Genomic DNA, 17,684 nt, shown 5'->3' on the forward strand with positions numbered 1-17,684 from the left:
CCGCCCTACCGGGGGTAGAAGCCGATGCCCGTGTCGCTCCCTCAGTCGTCGATGTCGCTCATGATGCCGCTGACGTTCAGTACCTCGTTGCAGTCGGAGGCGGCTTCGCCGGAGGCGGGAGTGCCGGGCTTGGCGCAGGTCACGCTCATCGTGACGGTCTGGTTCTCGGGGACCTCGATCGGCGTCACCCAGTGGTAGTCCTGGTTCCGGAACGTCTCCAGCGCGATGGTCGTGATCTTGCGGTCGCCGAAGGTCACGGTCACCAGGCCCTCGTCGCCCTGGAAGTTGGCCACCACGATGTCGGTGATCCCGAACACCTTGCCCTCGGGCACCTGGTACTCGCCGTCCTTCTTCTTCCCGCTCCCGGTCCGCACATCGATGGTCGCCGAACTCTGGAGGCCCGTCCCCGGGACGCCCGAACTGGTCGTGCGCTCCCCCTCGCGCCCGCCCTCTCCCCCGCCGCCGGTACGCCCCTCCTCGCCGCCCCGCCCGCCCGGCTTGCCCTCGCCTTCGGCCTCGGGGACCGTCCCGTCGGCCTCCGCCGCCTCCTTGGCCGCATCCTCCCGTGCCACGGCGGCGTTCTCCTTGGCGGCGTCGTCCGCCGCCTCCTTCGCCGTGCTCTTCACCGCGGGCCGCACCAGCAGGAACCAGGCAAGGAGCAGCGCCAGCAGCGCGGCGAGCAGCGCGATGAGCCACTTCGGGAAGAGCACGAGCTGGACGAACTCGCCCTCGACCGCGACGCGTTGCTCCGTGGGCTCCGCGCGCTGGTCCGGGTGCCGCTGGGCGCCCTTCCGGTCCGCGGGGGCTCCCTCGCCGCCCCGGTCGACGGCGACCTCGAAGGGCCATGCCGTGCCCTCGCCGAACCAGACGGGCGTGCCCGCGCGGACTCGGAGCCGGACCTCGGCGGACTCGCCCGGTGCGAGCTGCGGACTGTCCGGCGTGAAGCCGAACGTGAGGTCCTCGCCCGGCTGGTCCGCTGTGAGGGCGACACCCGTCGGGGCGTTCCCCTGGTTCCGCACCGACACCCGGTACCTCGCGCGGAGCCAGCCCCGGCGGCGCCGGGGCACCAGTTCGGCGCGGAGTTCGTGGAACGCGGTGACGGTCACCGTGGCTTCGGGCACGGTCACCGACTCCGGGTGCTCCACGGGCAGCACCCGTACCGCCAGCGGTACCTCGCCCGCGCGGACCGCGGACGAGCGCGGGGGCGTGAGCCGTACGGTCACCGTCTCGGAGGTGCCGGGGTAGAGCGAGACGCGGGCGGGCTCGACGGTGCTCCACGCGGCGCAGTCCCCGACCACCTCGAACGTGTAGGCCTCGACGATGTCGGTGTCGTTGCGCACGGTCAGGGTCGTCGAGGCCTCACCGCCCGGCGACACCGTCAGGGTCGGGATCTCGAGTTCGGCAGTTGTGGTCACAGCGGGACGGTAGGGCTGCCGGGTGGTCCGGCGAGAGGGACACGAGGGCAGTTCGCGGGCACGGTCGCTGCCCTGCGGGCACAGCGCGCCCGGACCGCCGCACCGCCCCGGCTCCCCCCGCACCACGGCACGGAGGCGCGCGGCACCCGGTGCCCGGCCCGCACAGGACGGTTGACCAGCACGTGCGAAGAGGAGCGGAACCACTCATGACGTCGGTCGAGAAGTGCCACGCAGGCGACGCACCAGGGCAGCAGGCCGTACGGCGCTGGTCCGCCGTACGGGAGGTCGTCGACACCAAGCCCGCCCGGGTCTCCGTGGCCGTGTACGCGGAGGACCCGGTCCTGTACGCGGGCATCACTCATCTGTTACGCCAGCGGCCGGAGGTCGAACTGCTGCGGGAGGCCGAGGCGGACCAGGCCCGAATCTCCCTGGTGGTCGTGGACAAGCTGGACGACTCGGCGGAGCAGCTGCTGCGGCGGTTGCAGCGCAACGCCGCGACCCGTACCGGCCTGGTCGTGGGGCGCTTCGAGACCGCGGCGCTGCAAACCATGATCGACTGCGGTGCGGTGGCCGTGCTGCGCCGCACCGAGGCGGACCAGGACCGGCTGGTCCATCTGATCTCCGCGCTGGCCAGGGGCGAGGGCGTGCTGCCCGGGGACCTGCTCGGCCAGCTCCTCGACCACGTCGGCAGCCTCCAGCGCACGATGCTCGACCCGCGGGGGCTCACCCTCTCCCCGCTCACGGCACGGGAGTCGGACATGCTGCGGCTGGTCTCCGAGGGGTACGACACGGCGGAGATAGCGGCCAAGACCTCGTACTCGGAGCGCACCGTCAAGAACGTGCTGCACGAGGTCGCCACCCGGCTGGGGCTGCGCAACCGCGCGCACGCGGTGGGCCACGCCCTGCGTCACGGGCTGATCTGACCGCCGGGCCCGCGGCGCGGCGGCGTTGCCCTCACGGTCACCGCGCCTTTCCCCCGGCGCGGGCCCCCGGGGCCTGTGCCGCTCGGGCGCGGCCGGTCAGGCTGGCGGCGGGAGAACTCTCGTGCGGACTTGTGAGGTGGAGCGTGATCGGCACCACGGGCTTCGCCGGGCGTGGCCGGTGGGCGGGGGCGGCGAGGCGGTGGGCCAGGGGGGCGGGCCGGTCGGCGCGGCCGGCGCTCGCCGCCGCGCTGCTGCTGACGACGGTGACGGCCGGCGCGGACCTCTCCGCGCCCGGCCGCGCCGAAGCCGCACCGGCCGCCGCCGCGGCGCCCGCCCCCTCGCCCGCGGCCGGCTCCCTGCGGATCACCTACGCGGGCACGGACCACCGCAGCCTGGGCCGGGTGGCGGACACGGGGCGCAGCGATCCGCTCTTCGGCCCCGGTCCCGCCCACTTCGACAAGCACACCTCCGCCCGCGACGGCGCCCTGGTCTTCATCAGCCTGCGGGACGACACCCGCCCGCAGGTGTATCTGCGGACGTCCGCCGGTGAGGTGCGCAAGCTGACCTCCGGCCGGGAGGCGGGCCACCCGAGGCTGACCCCGGACGGGAAGTCCGTCGTGTTCGACTCGGCCGAACCCGGCGGCCCCGACGGGAAGAAGCAGCGGGACCTGTGGATCGTGGGGACGGACGGGTCGGGCCAGCGGAAGCTGACGGACAGCGCGGCCGACGAGCGCTGGCCCAGCGTCTCCCCCGACGGCACCCGGCTCGCCTACTCCAGCGACGACGCCTGCACCTGCCGCGAGCAGGTCTACGTACGGGCGCTGGAGGGCGGCACGGCCAGCCCGGTGACCGACGCGGCGGACGGCGACGCGATCGAACCGGTGTGGAACCCGGTGGACGAACCCGGGCACCGCGACCGGATCGCCTACACCTTCGACCCCGACGGCAGCGCCGGTCCCCGGCTGCGGGTCACCACGCCCGCCGGGGAGGAGGGCCCGCTCCTCGCCGGAATCCAGGCGGGCTGGCGGTCCCGCTCCGCCGACTGGCTGCCCGGCGGCGACGAGGTGCTCTTCCTCAGCCCGGACCGGGTGAGCGGCGAGGCCGCCCCGTACGAGAACGTGCACCGCGCGGGCGCGGATTCGGCCGCGCCGCCCCGGCTGGTGCTGGCGGAGGACCGCAACCTCGGCTCCCCCACCTGGCTGGACTCCGGGCCGGACGGCGACGTCGTCGTCTCCCGTACGAGCGCCCCGGCGCCGAACCTGGCGCGGCTCTCGGACATCAGGCCGGACGGCGCGGACCCCAGGGACCTGGGCCTGACACTCCTGGAAGAGGACCCGGCCGCCTACGACAACACCGATCCCAGGAACGATCCGCTCTTCCAGCCCCGGTCCGGTTTCGATCCGTGGACCGAGCGCCAGAGCTACACGCCGGACGGCCGGGGCCTCGTGGCGACCCGGTTCGAGGACTCGGCCGCGGGGCGCGTCGAACGCGTCTGGCTGACCGGCGCCGAGGGCGAGGACCCCCGCCCCATGCGGCTGGCGGGCCGTAAGGCGGGCGACTGGGACACCGACCCCGCCTTCTCGCCCGACGGCCGCCTCCTCGCCTTCACCAGGACCTCGCCGGGCGGCGTGGGCTCCGCCTCCGGGCCGGGCCGCGTCCTGATCGCGGACGCCGACACCGGCGAGATCGTCGGCACCGTCCGGCCGCCGGACGGGCAGGAGGGTGCCAGCGACGCCCAGCCCACCTGGTCCGCGGACGGCTCGCTGCTCGCGTTCACCCGGACCGCCCAGATCTACGGGAACGGCGGCAACAAGCACGTCTGGACGGCGCGCGCGGACGCGCTCGGCGAACAGACCGACCGCAGCGCGCGGATGTGCCCCCAGGGCTGCGAAGTCATCGACGACAGCCCCGCGTTCTCGCCGGACGGCCGGACCCTCGCGTTCAACCGCAAGGACGGCGGCGGCCGGAGCAACGAACGCAACGGCGTCCTCGTCGCCTCGCTGGACGGGGACGACTGCACGGTCGTGCTGCCCCGGGGGCTGGACCAGACACCCGACGCCTGCACCCGGCAACTGCCCGACACCACCACCGGCGGCCCCTTCCAGCCCCGCGACGTCGCCTGGTCCCCCGACGGGGCGCGGCTCGTGCTGTCCGAACGCCGGGCGGTCGAGCCGAACTCGCCCGAGCGGCTGTCGATCCTCGACCTCGAGGGCGGCGAACTGACGCCCCTGACCGACTACATGCCCGGCCGCCAGAAGGAGCCCGCCTTCCAGCAGTCGGTCGACCTTGCGCTCAGCGCGCCCGGCACCACCGACGCCGTACGGACCGGCGAGCGGGTCACGGTCCCGATCACGGTGACCAACCACGGGCCCTCCCCCTCGCCGGGCAGCACGTTCACGGCGGCGCTCCCGGCAGGCGCCCGGCTCGCCGGGCTGACCTCGCCGGGCGGACGGTGCGACGCCGCCTCGCTCCAGTGCGACCTGGGCCTGCTCGAGGCCGGGGCGACGGTGCGGGTGAGCGCGGAGGTCATCGGCCTGGCGGCCGGGGACCAGCGGGTGGGCTGGTCCCTCTCGGGTGCCGTGCTCGACCCGAACCCGAGTGACAACGCGGGCAGTACGGTCGTACCGGTCCGCGCTCCGGACCCGCCCGACCCGCCGGACCCGCCCGACCCGCCGGACCCGCCCGACCCGCCCGATCCCCCGGACCCGCCGGACCCCCCGGACCCGCCGTCGAGCCCGCCTCCGACGCCGCCCGCGCCGGAAGCGCCCGACCCGCCGGCCGAGTCCCCCCGGCCCCCCGCCGACCGGCCCGCGACGGCAGGCCCCGGCCTGGCCCTGGACGCGCAGCCCGCACCGGGCTACGTCGGCGGCCGGGTGACGGTGAGCTACACCGTGCGCAACCGGGCCGACGCGCTGGCCACCGGGCTGCGGCTGGAACTCGGCCTGCCCCGGGGCGTGCCCACCGGGCGGCTGCCCGCCGGGTGCACCCGCACCGCGTGCGCGCTGGGCGACCTGGAGCCGGGAGCCTCGACGGTCCTGCGTGTCGTCCTGGCGCCGAAGAAGGCGCTCACCACCACGATCACCGGGAAGCTGACCACGACCGGGACGGACGCCGACCGCGCGGACAACACCGCACGGGAGCCGCTGCGCATCCTCCAGCCGCGCATCGTCGCGGTGCCCGCCCTCGGCAAGCCCGGCTTCGTGACCTCCGTACGCGGCCGGGACTTCCCGCCGGGCGTGCCGGTGCGGCTCAGCTGGGACCCGGGCATCACCGCCTCGGCGGCGCCCACGCTCCCCGGCCGCGACGGCAGGTTCGCGGCCCAGCTGCTGATCCTCGCCAAGGACCAGACGGGCCCGCGCACCATCACCGCGCGGGGAGCGGGCTTCAGCCCGGTGGACACCCCGTTCCTGGTGGTCAACGGCAGCGTCCAGCCCCCGGACGAGGTGCGGCGCCGATGATCCACGAGGTGGACGAGGGACTGCGGCTGCTGCTCACCGAGAGTGGTCTGACCGGCGGCGGGGTGGAGTTGGTCTTCGACGCCCCGACGAAGGACTGGGCGGCACGGCGCAACGCCCCCACGATCAGCGTCTTCCTGCACGGCATCCGCGAGGAGGCGGCCCGGCGGCAGACCGGCACGGCCGAGGAGTACGACGCGGACGGCACGCTGGTCGGCCGGCGGACCCCGCCCCGGTGGTTCGAACTCGCCTACCTGGTGACCGCGTGGACCAACCGCCCGCAGGACGAGCACCGCTTGCTCTCCCAGGCACTGCGCTGCCTGACCGGGACGGACGTGCTGCCCGAGCGGATGCTCACCGGCACGCTCGCCGAACTCCGCCTCGCCGTCACCCTCGACGCGGGAGGCGGGAGCGAGAACGGCCCCTCCGCGTCGGAGGTGTGGTCGGCGCTGGGCGGCGAGCTGAAGCCGTCGATCGACCTGCGGGTGCTGGCGCCGCTGTCCGGCACGCGCACCGGCACCGGGCCGCCGGTCACCGAGGGGCTGGTGCTGCGGGCCGCCGCACAACGGGAGGAGACCGACGTGCCGCTCCCCGGGCCGGGGACCAGCCCGGGGCGGGGCGCGGAGCAGGGTGCGGCACGGAGCGCGGAGCGCCGTGCGGAGCCCGCCCCCGTGGCCGGTGCGGCGACGGGCCCGGCGCGCCGCCTGCGGTACGGGCGCGACGCCGGTCCGCCCGGCTCCGAGGGCCTCGCGGCCCCGCGCGAGCGCCCGCTGCCGCCCGGCCGCAGACGGCGCGGGGGTACGGGACGGTGAGCCTGGACGTCCACAGCCCCCCGGACGCGGCGGCGCAGGCGGCGCAGGCGCAGGCACCGGCGCAGGCACCGGCGGGAGTGTCCGGACAGGACCCGTTCTGGGCCCGGTTGCGCCTCGTCGAGCAGCGCGTACGCTCCGCCGTGGCGGCCCGCCGGGATGTCGACCCCGACCCCGGCGACCCCTACCGGGGGCAGTACCTCACGCCGGAGGCCGTCGAACGCATCCTGGCCTCCCCCGCCGCGCCGCGCCCCGAGGGCACCGGCCACGCGGCGGCGCCCCCGCCCCCCGGAACCCGGATCGGGCGCCTCGCCGAGGTGTTCGGCCTGCCGCCGCTCGATCTCGACCTGCTCCTCGTCGCGCTCGCTCCGGACGTCGACCCCCGTTTCGAGCAGCTGTACGGCTACCTCCACGACGATCTGACCCGCCGCCGTCCGACCATCGGCCTGGCCCTGGAACTGTGCGGCCTGCCCGGCGCGGGCGCGGGCAGGTTCCGGTTCGCCGCACACGCGCCGCTGGTCGCGGGCGGCCTGCTGGAGGTCACCGAGCCGGGCCGGCCGCTGCTCTCCCGGGGGCTGCGGGTGCCCGACCGGGTGACCGCGCACCTGCTCGGCGACGACGCGCCCGACGACCGGCTGCGCGGCCTGCTCGCCCCCCTCGCGGGCGGCGGGGACCCGCGTACGGACCAGGCGCGGCGCATCGGCGCGGCGGCGGCGGACGGCTCCGGACTGGTACACCTGCTGGACGGGGGCGGCGACGCCGCCGGCCTCGCCGTGGAGGCGCTGACGGCGGCGGGCCGCCGCCCGCTCGTGCTCGACCTCGCCGCGTGCACGGCCGGTTCGCCGCCGGACCCCTCCGACGAGGCCGCGTCCGCTGACGCCGCGTCCGCCCACGGCCCGTACGCCCACAGCACGCTGCCCGTGCGCGCCCTGGCCCTGGAGGCGCGGCTGAGCGGCGGCGGCCTGGTCCTGGGGCCGCTGGAGCGCTGGGAGCCGGAGCGGCCCGAGCGGGCGCGGCTGCTGCGCGAGCTGTGCGCCGCGCTGGCGGGCCTGCCGCTGATCACCTACGGGGCGAAGGTCTGGGACCCGCGGTGGGCCGCCGAGAGCCCGGTGACCCTGACCGTGCCGCCGCTGGAGGCGCCGCAGCGCACCGCGCGGTGGAAGCACGAACTCGCCGCCGCCAAAGGGCACTTCGCGGAAGGCCCAGGGGGCCGCACGCCCCCGGAGGAGGAGGTGTCCGCGGCGGTCGCCTCCTACCGGCTCGACGCGGACGCGGTGCGCCGGGCGGCGGCCGTCGCCGTACGCACCGCCGCGAGTGAGGGGCGGCCGGTGCGCGGCGGCGACCTGCGGGGCGCCGTACGGGCCCAGAACGGCGCCGGACTGGCCCGGCTCGCCCGGCGCTTCGAACCGGCCGTCGGCTGGGACGACCTCGTGCTGCCCGCCGAGACCCGGCAGCGGCTCGGCGAGCTGGCGCTGCGCGCCAAGCACCGCGAACAGGTGCTGGGGCGGTGGCGGATGCGCCCCGGCGGCGGGCGCGGGCGGGGGGTGATCGCGCTGTTCGCCGGGGAGTCGGGCACCGGCAAGACGATGTCGGCCGAGGTCGTCGCGGCGGAACTCGGCATGGAGCTGTACGTCGTCGAGCTGTCCACCGTCGTGGACAAGTACGTCGGGGAGACCGAGAAGAACCTGGAGCGCGTCTTCACCGAGGCGGCGGAGGTGAACGGAGTGCTGCTCTTCGACGAGGCCGACGCGATCTTCGGCAAGCGCTCGGCGGTCAAGGACGCGCACGACCGGCACGCCAACGTCGAGTCGGCTTACCTGCTCCAGCGCATGGAGTCCTTCGACGGCATCGCCGTCCTCACCACCAATCTGCGGGCCAACCTGGACGAGGCGTTCACCCGGCGGCTCGACGTCGTCGCGGAGTTCCCGGTGCCCGACGCCGCACAGCGGCGGGCGCTGTGGGACCGCTGCCTGGGCACCGGGATACCGCGCGCCGCCGATCTCGACCTGGACTTCTGCGCCCGCCGCTTCGAGCTGACGGGCGGCTCGATCCGCTCCTGCGCGGTGACCGCGGCCTATCTGGCGGCGGAGCGGGCGGCGCCGCTGGACATGGAGCAGCTCGTCTCCGCCGTACTCCAGGAGTACCGCAAGCTCGGCCGGCTGGCTCTGGAGAGCGAGTTCGGCCCCTGGCTCGGGGAGTCGCACGGCCCGGCGTGACGCGGCGGGGTGGTCCGGGGTGGTCCGGGGTGCCCCGGAAGGCAGCCGCGTTGCCCCTGGCATGGGTCGAAGGGACCTGATGCCGGGGGCGGTCCGCAGGTCACACTCGTCGCCGACCGTCCTTGCCACCCGAAGGAGCCAGCATGCCGTCGTACCTCACCCCGGGTGTCTACGTGGAGGAGGTCCAGTCCGGGGCCCGGCCGATCGAGGGGGTGGGCACCGCCGTCGCCGCGTTCGTCGGCCTCGCCGGGACGGGCCCCTTCCACCAGCCGACCCTGGTGACCAGCTGGGACCAGTACACGCAGCACTTCGGCGGCTTCACCGAGGGCCTCCACCTCGCCCACGCCGTCTACGGGTACTTCGCCAACGGCGGCGGCAGCGCGTACGCGGTGCGCGTGGGCGGGCCCGCGTCGGGCGGCGAACCGGCCGCCGAGCTGCTGCCGCCGCCGGTGGCCACCGCCGGGTTCCTCTTCTCCGCGCTGCCCGGCGCCGGGGCGGACGTCTCCGTGGAGATCGCCGACTCCGAGACCGAGAACGCGCCGGACGACCGCTTCCGGGTCGTGGTCCGCAAGGGCACCAAGGTCGTCGAGACGCTGGAGGCGACCGTACGCAAGAACGCCAAGGGCTACCTCCTCACCCAGGCGCGGGAGTCGAAGCTGATCGAGGTGACCGAGCAGCCGGGCGTGGCGCAGCGCCGCCCGGAGAACCAGACTCTCGCGCTCGCGGCGGCGCCCGCGCCGTCCCCGGTGGCCGGTTCGGCGGCGGTCGGCCCGGCCGAGTTCATCGGCGACCCGGCGGCGCGCACCGGCTGCGCCGGGCTGGAGGCGATCGACGAGATCACGATGGTCGCGGTGCCCGACCTGATGAGCGCCTTCCGGCGCGGTGACCTCGACGCCGAGGGCGTGAAGACGGTGCAGCTGGCGGTGCTGGCGCACTGCGAGCAGATGGGCGACCGGGTCGCCGTACTGGACACGCCGCCCGCGCTGAGCGCGCAGCAGGCCCGCCACTGGCGGAGCGAGGACGCCGGTTTCGACTCCCGCTACGGCACCGCCTACTACCCGTGGATCAAGGTGTTCGACCCGGCGACGGGCCGCAACACCATGGTCCCGCCCAGCGGCCACGTCGCCGGGGTGTGGGCACGCAGCGACGGCGAGCGCGGCGTCCACAAAGCCCCGGCCAACGAGGTGATACGCGGCGCGGTGGACCTGGAGATCCGGCTCAGCAGGGGCGAGCAGGACCTGCTCAACCCGATCGGGCTCAACTGCATCCGCACCTTCCCGGGGCGCGGCATCCGCATCTGGGGGGCGCGGACGCTCTCCTCCGACCCCGCCTGGCGCTACCTGAACGTGCGCAGGCTCTTCAACTACCTGGAGGAGTCCATCCTGCTGGGCACCCAGTGGGTGGTGTTCGAGCCCAACGACGACCGGTTGTGGGCGAGCATCCGGCGCAACGTCACCGCGTTCCTGACCGAGGAGTGGCGCCGGGGGGCGCTGTTCGGGCAGACGGTGACCGAGGCGTTCTACGTGAAGTGCGACCGGGACAACAACCCGCAGGAGTCCATCGACCTGGGCCAGGTGGTGTGCGAGATCGGCGTGGCGCCCGTCAAGCCCGCCGAGTTCGTGGTGTTCCGGCTGTCCCAGTTCTCCGACAGCACCAGCCTGGTCAGCGAGTGACCGCAGAACCCCGGCACGTCCGCACCGGCACGTCCGCACCAGCACGTCCGCAAGGGAAGGTGACAAGCAGTCATGGCAGCAGGTGACGCGCTCTCCACACACGTCTTCGGCGTGCAACTGGGCGGCTATCTGGTCGAGTCCATCCAGGAAATCAGCGGTCTGACCGTCGAGGAGGAGGTGGTCGAGGTCCGGCAGGTGACCGCCGAGGGCAAGCAGATCATCCGCAAGCAGCCCGGCGCGCGCCAGGCCGGGGAGGTGACGATCACCCGCGGTCTCGACCAGAGCAGCGAGTTCACGACCTGGATCAAGGAGACGCTGAACAACGGCGCGGTCGACACCGCGCGGCAGAACCTGACGATCGAGATCAAGGACTCGACGGGCGAGACGGTCCGCCGCATCCAGCTGATGCAGGGATGGGCCAGCAAGTGGGAGGGCCCCTCCCTCAAGGCCGGTGAGTCGAGCGCCGCCACGGAAAGCGTCACGATCACGTTCGAGGAGATCGTTGTCGAATGAGACGGCGTACGGTCACCTCCGGCACCGGCCTGGACGAACTCCTGGAGAACGCCGGGCCGCCCCGGCGGGAGGCCCCCGCGCCGCAGCGTGCGGCGGCGGGGCCGCGCACGGAGTTCGAGTTCGAGCTGCCGCGCGGCTACGTGGACGAGGACGGCGCCGTGCACCGCGAGGGCACGATGCGGCTGGCGACGGCGCGCGACGAACTGCGCCCGCAGATCGACCTGCGGGTCAAGGAGAATCCGGCGTACCTGAGCGTGGTGCTGCTGAGCCAGGTCATCACCCGGCTCGGCACGGTCACCGACGTGCACGCCGGCGTCGTGGAGCGGATGTACGCCACGGATGTGGCGTTCCTCCAGGACTTCTACCAGCGCATCAACAGCGAGGGCCACACCCGCGCCGCGGTGACCTGCCCGCTGTGCAACGGCGGGTTCGAAATCGACCTCTCCGGTGGGCGCCTGGGGGAATCGTGACGTACGCGCTTCCCCGGCTCCGGGAGGAGATCGCGTACGTCGCCTACCACTTCCACTGGCAGCGCGAGGACATCCTCGATCTGACCCACGGCGAGCGCCAGCAGTGGGTGCGGGAGATAGCGCGGATCAACACCCGCGTGAACGAAGGCGGGTGAGCACATGGGGTTCCGGGACAGGCTCCGGCGGGGGAGCCGCCGGGCGGACGAGGCGGCCGGCGGGGCGGCGGCGCCGGAGGACGCGGGCGAGGCGGGCACGGGCGGGGGCGGGGATGCGGCCCTGCCGGGCTGGGACGGCGGCTGGCGCGCGGTGCCGCCTGCGGTGGTGACCGTGGCGCGGTCGGCGATCGGGGTGAGCGACGGGCTGCGCTTCCGCTCGGGGCTCGCGGCCTGGCAGGACCCCTCGTTCGGCAGCGGGCTCGGGCACGCGGTGCTGCCGTCCGCCCCGGCGGGCCTCGTGCGGGACGTCGCCCGCCCGGCCACGGGGGCCGGATCGTACGCGGGCGGCGGGCCGCTGCTGCTGCGCACCCTCGCGCCGGAAGCACCCGGCGACGACGGGGCCGTGGACGGCGCACCTGTGGCCGGCGGACCCGCGTCCGGCGGCCCCGCTGACATCCGGCCTGCTGACATCTGGTCTGCTGACGCCACACCTGCTGACGCCGGGCCTGTGGCCGTGGCGCCGCCGCCCCCGGCCGTACGACGGCCCGTACGGCCGCGCCCGCCCGGGCCGCCGCTGACCGTGGCCCGGCGCCCCGTACTGCCCGCGCGGCGCGTCACCGCGCTGCCGCCCGCACGGGTGCCGGACGCTCCGGCGACGACCGTCCCCCCGGCCGACCGGGCGGGCGCCGTACCCGCGACACCGCCCGCGCCGCTGGGCCGCACGGGCGCGGGCCCCGTGCCCCGCCCCGCCGCAGCGCAGCCGTCGGCCGAGTTGCCGCCGGAACAGCTGCGACGGGAGCAGCCGAAGCCCGAACAGCCGCCGTCCTCAGGGCAACTCCCGCCCGGTCCACGGCCCGTGACGGCGCGGGGTGCCTTGTCCGCGCAGGCCACACCCTCTCCCGGCGCGGCGGTCCAGCGCCGTGCTGACGGCCCGCCGCGACCGACGCTCGGCGCGGCGCTGCCCGCGCTGCCCCCCAGCGCGGTGCCCGCGACCTCAGCCGGTCAGCCCCGCGCCATCCCCGGCTCCCCTGCCGCGCCGCATCCCGGCACACTCCCCGTGGTGCAGCGGGATGTCCCGGAAGCCGCCGCCACCGGCGCCCCGGACCGGACCGCGCCCCCGTCCACGTCCCCGTCCGCGTCCGCGCCCACCGAGCCGCCCCGGCCGCCGCAGCGGCGCTCGCAACCGCCGCAGCCGCCGCAGCCGCACGGCGACGGACCGGCCACCGCCCCGACGCCGCCCCGTACCGGGCTCGGTCGGCCACTCAGCTCCCTGCCCGGCACGGCTGCCCCCGCCCGCGCCGTCGCGCCGCCCATCGGCGGAGCCCCTCCCGCTGCGCGGATGACCGCGCCCCGGGCACCCGGCGGACCGGGGGCGGAGCCGGGGCGCCCCGCCTCCCGGCCCACGACCGCACACCCGCCCGCCCCTTCCGCACCGGACGCCGACGCCCCGGCCATGCCCGTGCGTTCGGGCGGCGAACACGCGGCACCGGAGGCCGCCCACCCCGCCGTACCGCCCGCCGGGGCGCGGGAACCCGTGCGCCCCACCGCCTCCGGCAGCGGGTCCGTCGCGGAGGTCCCGGTGGCCCGCAGCGCCGGGCCGGGGCGGACGGCACGTACGGGTACGGCGCCCGGGAGCGGCGGCACCGCGACCTCCGCCACCCCCGCCGTCACCGTGACCGCCGGTGGGGCTGCGCCACGCACCCCCGCCTCCGGCGCGTACGCACCGCGTGCGGCCTCCACCGGCCGCACCACCCCGGTGCAGCGGACGGGAGCGACAACCAGCGCCGCCACTGCAGGACTTGGCGCCTCGCTGCCCGCAGCACCGCGCAGGCGACCGTTGCTGGCGACCCGTCAGCTGACGGTCGGCCTCGGTACGCCCGCGAGCTTCTCCGTGCCCGCTCCGGCAGCCGGGGCCGCTCCGCCGGTCGTACGTGCCGACTGGGTACGCGAGCCCGCCGCGACTCCCGACGCACCCCGGGCCACGCGCCCGGAACGGACCAACGGCGGGGCGCGGTACGGCCCTTCGGGACCCGGGCAGACGGGGCACGCTGCCACGCGCGCCGCCGCACCCCGGCCCGCCGCCGCCCCGCAGACCGCCCCTCCACCGGCCACCGGCGCGCCCCGCACCCCCGACGCACCCGGTGCCCCGGCCGCCCCGCCGTCCGCCGCCCGGCGCGGCGGCGACGCCCGCCCCGTGCAGCGCTCCGCGCACCACGGCGGCAGCGGGCACGCGGCTCCCGCCCCAGCGGCCCGCCCGCCCGTCCTGGTGGTGCGCCCCGCACCCCCGGGCCACCCCGACCAGCCGGGGGCGGCGCGGACCGTGCAACGGCTCTCCCCCGAAGTTCCCGCCGCCCCGGCCCCGCCCGCCGCATCCGCCCCGCCCGCCGCCCCGGCCCCGGACGGTGCCCCCGCACCCACCGCGTCGACGCTGCCGGTCCGCGCCGTACGCACCTCCCCCGCGCCCGGGTCGCCGCCGCCCCCGGCCGCGCCCGCCCACCCGTCTCCGCCTGCCTCCCGCACCACCCCCGCCCCAACCCAGCCGCACACGGCGGCCCAACGGGCCGCCGTGCAGCGCGTGGCGGCGCAGACGGGCGTGACCGGCGTCCCGGTGACCGCCGTGCCGACCCGCCACGGTGCCGCGCGCCAGGTGCAGGCGAGCGCCGCGTCCCCGGCTGCGCCCGCGCCGCCGTCGCAGCGGTCCGGCGCGCCGGACGGGGACCCCGGTGGCGTGGACGTCGAGGAGCTGGCGCGGCGGCTGATCGAGCCCGTCGGCCGCCTGCTCCGCGCCGACCTGCGGCGCGGCAGGGAACGCGCCGGGCGGCTGTACGACGGCCGCCGCTGACCGGCCCGGCGCCGTCGGCGGGAGCCGACAGAACCACACGACACGCAGGGAATCGCAGCGCAGGGAGAGGACCGGATGACGAACGAGATCTTCGCGACGAGCGTGTTCTTCAAGCTCACGATCGGCGGCAACGACCTGGGCGCCTTCCACACCTGTGAGGGACTGGGTGCCGAGGTGGAGATCGAGCAGTTCGCCGAGGGCGGCAACAACGGCTTCGCCTGGCAGCTGCCGGGCCGCATCACCTGGTCCAACATCTCGCTGACCCGCCCGGTCACCGAGGACACGGCGAAGATCGCCCAGTGGCTGGACGAGATCGTGCGCCGGGTCGAGCCCAAGGACGGCGAGATCGTCGCGCTCAAGCCGGACCTGAGCCGGATCGTGAGCTGGCAGGTGCTCGGCATCGTCCCGGTGCGCTGGACGGGTCCGTCGTTCGACCCGGCCAACTCGGCTGCCGCGGTGGAGACGCTGGAGATCGCGCACGAGGGGCTGCGGCCGTCATGACCCCGCGCGGCGCGCCGCCGCTTCCCGTGCCCCCGGCCTCGGCCCCGGCCGCCGACCCCACGGCTCCCGCGCCTCCGGCCCCCGTACCGCTCCTGGAAGGAGGAAGAGGATGGCCCCCGCAACCCGCACGAGCCGTGCCCGCGCCCAGTTGACGATCATGGAGCCGCCCTCGTCCGTCGGCGCGAAGCCGGGCGGCACGCTCGCCCGGCTCCCGTTGCAGTTCAACCCGGCGTCGCTGGCGCTGAGCAAGAGCACGGAGTGGCGGCGCACCCCGTCCCGGATGGCGGGCCAGGTGGCACTGCCGGAGTTCGTCGGCAGCGGCCCGCGCGCCCTCTCGCTGGAGGTGTTCCTCGACGCGACGGCCACCCACGACAACTCGGTGGAGAAGGCCGTCGAGAAGCTGATGACGGCCTGCGTGCCCACCCCCAAGAGCCTGTCCCGCAAGACTCCGGCCAGCCCCTGGGTGCGCTTCGACTGGGGCACCGCGCGCACGACCTCGTTCGACGGCGTGCTCTCCAGCCTCTCGGTCTCCTACACGCTCTTCGACGTCGACGGGAAGCCGCTGCGCGCGACGTGCTCGCTCAGCATCGAGGAGGCCGGGGTCGACCCGCCCGGCCAGAACCCGACCTCCGGTTCACAGGAGGCCCGCAGCACCCACCGGGTGATCGCGGGCGACAGCCTGCCGCTGCTGGCCTGGCGGGAGTACGGGGACGCCGCCGCCTGGCGCACGATCGCGGAGGCCAACGGCATCGACGACCCGATGGTCCTGGTGCCCGGCACGGAACTGGTGCTGCCCGGCCTGGACGAGTCGTGGGACAGCGCCTCGGCGGACGGCACGGCGGCGGACGGCTGGGCAGCGCAGCGCACGGCGGCGGAAAGCGGTGAGGACCGATGAACACACCCGACGCCAGAGGCGGGCGCTCGTTCGCCGCCGACCCCATCGTCGAGGCGCCGCGCGAGCTGCCGCCCGTGTGGGCCGCGCAGCTGGTGGGCTGCGAGGTGGACGAGAGCGTGGGCCTGCCCGACTCCGCCGTGCTCAGCTACCGCGACCCGAACCACGAACTGCTCGCCAAGACCGGGATCACCATCGGCACCCAGTTGAAGATCTCCGTGGTCACCGTGCACGGCCGCACCCGGCAGCGCCTGTTCACCGGTGAGGTGACGGCGCTGGAGCTGGACACCGACACCACGGGCGCGTTCACGGTGGTGCGGGCGTCGGCGAAGACGCACCGGCTGATGCGCGGGCGCAAGGTGGCCGCGTTCCGCAACATGACCACGGCCGACATCGTCCGCAAGGTCGCGCGGGGTGCGGGCCTGAGCTGCGGCCGGATCGACCCCGTGCCCGTCACCCACCAGCACCTGTCCCAGGCCAACATCTCCGACTGGGAGTTCCTCCAGTACCTGGCGCGCGAGAGCGGGGCGCGGGTGAGCGTCGACGACACGGGCAAGCTGGAGTTCGTCCGGCCCGCGCGGGCCGCGAAGGCACCGTCCCCCGCGACCTCGGCCGTACGCGACCCGCTGGTCCTGGAGTACGGCCGCAACCTGCTCGCGCTGCGCGCCGTGCTGACCGGCGCGGACGGGGCGGGCAGCGTCGAGGTCCGGGGCTGGAACGTCACCACCAAGAAGCCGCTGGTGGCCCGGAAGCCCTCGGTCCGCAGCACAGCCGTACTGCCGGGGCTCAACCCGGCCGTGGCGGGCAAGGCGTTCGGCGCCGCCGCGCGGGTCACCGTCGCGGACACCCCGTACCGCACGCAGGCGGGGGCCAAGGCGGCGGCCGACGCCGTGGCCGCCTCGGTGAGCGACGGCTTCGCGGAGCTGGAGGCCGTCGCCGAGGGGAGTCCGAAGCTGCGGGCGGGCGTGCCGGTCGCGCTCGGCAACGTGGGCGCCGCCTTCTCCGGCCGCTACACCACCACCTCCGTGCGGCACGTGCTCGAACCGCAGGGCGGCTACCGGTCGCACGTGACGGTCTCCGCCTCGCCGGACCGGTCCCTGGCCGGGCTGGTGACCGGCGGCGGCACAGCGCCCCACAGCCCGCGCATGCCGGGCCTGGCCACCGCCGTGGTCACCGACGTCCGGGAGCAGGGCGGCGCCCAACGCGGCTGGGTGCGGCTGAAGTTCCCCTGGCTGGACGACACCTACGTGACCGACTGGGTGCGTACGGTCCAGTGGGGCGGGCAGGGCGGCGGGGGCGTGTTCGGGCCCGAGGTCAACGACGAGGTGCTGGTCGGGTTCGAACAGGGCTCGCTGGACAGCCCGTACGTGCTGGGCGGGCTCTACAACGGCGTCGACCGGCCCTCGCCGCACGACGTCCCGCTCGTCGACCCGACCAGCGGCAAGGTCAACCGGCGTTCCCTGGTGTCCCGTTCGGGCAACCGCCTGGAACTGCTGGACGCGCCCCGCGGCCCCTCCGGCGTACGGCTGGCCAGCGGCGACAAGCGGCTTGAGGTCATGCTCGACGAACGCCGGGGCCGGATCGAGCTGACGGTGTTCGGGGTGGGCGGGAGGCGCGCGCTGAGTTCGGTGTCCCTGTCGGCCACCGGCATCACCCTCGACGCCGGCACCGGGACGCTCGATCTGCGCGGGCGCTCGGTCACCGTCAACGGCACGACCGGCGTCACCGTCGACGGCGGCCTGCTCACCGTGCTCAAGGGGAAGCTCATCCGCATCAACTGACCGCCTGCCCAGGGGCGTTGCCCCGCCGCCGTCCCACGA

At 75.7% G+C, this 17,684-nt stretch carries 13 protein-coding genes; 12 read left to right on the forward strand and 1 reads right to left on the reverse strand.

The genetic code is table 11. The features are described 5' to 3' along the window. Window positions 1–41: 41 nt before the first annotated feature. Complete coding sequence (locus H299_RS0117405; RefSeq protein ID WP_027749435.1) at window positions 42–1,415, reverse strand: hypothetical protein; 1,374 nt, start codon at window positions 1,413–1,415, stop codon at window positions 42–44. Between the two features lie 206 nt (window positions 1,416–1,621). On the opposite strand from H299_RS0117405, the gene H299_RS0117410 reads away from it, so the two are divergent. From H299_RS0117410 to H299_RS0117465, 12 genes are all read left to right on the forward strand, one after another. Beyond that, window positions 1,622–2,338 carry a response regulator transcription factor gene (locus tag H299_RS0117410; RefSeq protein WP_027749436.1) on the forward strand — a complete coding sequence of 239 codons (717 nt, stop codon included), beginning with the start codon at window positions 1,622–1,624 and terminating at the stop codon, window positions 2,336–2,338. A 146-nt stretch (window positions 2,339–2,484) separates the two neighbouring features. Beyond that, a complete protein-coding gene (locus H299_RS0117415) occupies window positions 2,485–5,796 on the forward strand; it encodes a hypothetical protein (RefSeq protein WP_486587326.1) in 3,312 nt (1,103 codons plus the stop codon). After that, complete coding sequence (locus tag H299_RS0117420) at window positions 5,793–6,605, forward strand: Pvc16 family protein (RefSeq protein WP_027749438.1); 813 nt, start codon at window positions 5,793–5,795, stop codon at window positions 6,603–6,605. Before H299_RS0117415 ends, H299_RS0117420 begins: the two co-directional genes overlap by 4 nt. 77 nt (window positions 6,606–6,682) lie before the next feature. Continuing rightward, the gene (locus H299_RS0117425) at window positions 6,683–8,818 is read left to right on the forward strand and encodes an AAA family ATPase (RefSeq protein ID WP_027749439.1); all 2,136 of its coding nucleotides are present in this window, start codon (window positions 6,683–6,685) and stop codon (window positions 8,816–8,818) included. A 143-nt stretch (window positions 8,819–8,961) separates the two neighbouring features. Next, a complete protein-coding gene (locus H299_RS0117430; protein ID WP_027749440.1) occupies window positions 8,962–10,491 on the forward strand; it encodes a phage tail sheath subtilisin-like domain-containing protein in 1,530 nt (509 codons plus the stop codon). Between the two features lie 72 nt (window positions 10,492–10,563). Continuing rightward, window positions 10,564–11,004 (forward strand): phage tail protein, encoded by a 441-nt coding sequence (locus tag H299_RS0117435; protein ID WP_027749441.1) that lies wholly within the window; start codon window positions 10,564–10,566, stop codon window positions 11,002–11,004. Continuing rightward, window positions 11,001–11,474 (forward strand): hypothetical protein, encoded by a 474-nt coding sequence (locus H299_RS0117440; protein ID WP_027749442.1) that lies wholly within the window; start codon window positions 11,001–11,003, stop codon window positions 11,472–11,474. The genes H299_RS0117435 and H299_RS0117440 overlap by 4 nt, the downstream gene beginning before the upstream one ends. Continuing rightward, a complete protein-coding gene (locus H299_RS39975; protein ID WP_003966147.1) occupies window positions 11,471–11,629 on the forward strand; it encodes a DUF6760 family protein in 159 nt (52 codons plus the stop codon). Before H299_RS0117440 ends, H299_RS39975 begins: the two co-directional genes overlap by 4 nt. Before the next feature lie 4 nt (window positions 11,630–11,633). Then, complete coding sequence (locus H299_RS39980; RefSeq protein WP_027749443.1) at window positions 11,634–14,471, forward strand: hypothetical protein; 2,838 nt, start codon at window positions 11,634–11,636, stop codon at window positions 14,469–14,471. A 75-nt stretch (window positions 14,472–14,546) separates the two neighbouring features. Beyond that, the gene (locus tag H299_RS0117455; protein WP_027749444.1) at window positions 14,547–14,972 is read left to right on the forward strand and encodes a phage tail protein; all 426 of its coding nucleotides are present in this window, start codon (window positions 14,547–14,549) and stop codon (window positions 14,970–14,972) included. Between the two features lie 109 nt (window positions 14,973–15,081). Then, window positions 15,082–15,867 (forward strand): LysM peptidoglycan-binding domain-containing protein, encoded by a 786-nt coding sequence (locus tag H299_RS34740; RefSeq protein WP_051262575.1) that lies wholly within the window; start codon window positions 15,082–15,084, stop codon window positions 15,865–15,867. Beyond that, a complete protein-coding gene (locus H299_RS0117465) occupies window positions 15,864–17,645 on the forward strand; it encodes a VgrG-related protein (RefSeq protein WP_027749445.1) in 1,782 nt (593 codons plus the stop codon). The genes H299_RS34740 and H299_RS0117465 overlap by 4 nt, the downstream gene beginning before the upstream one ends. Window positions 17,646–17,684: the final 39 nt, after the last annotated feature.

The sequence above is a fragment of the Streptomyces sp. CNH287 genome (genome assembly GCF_000424825.1).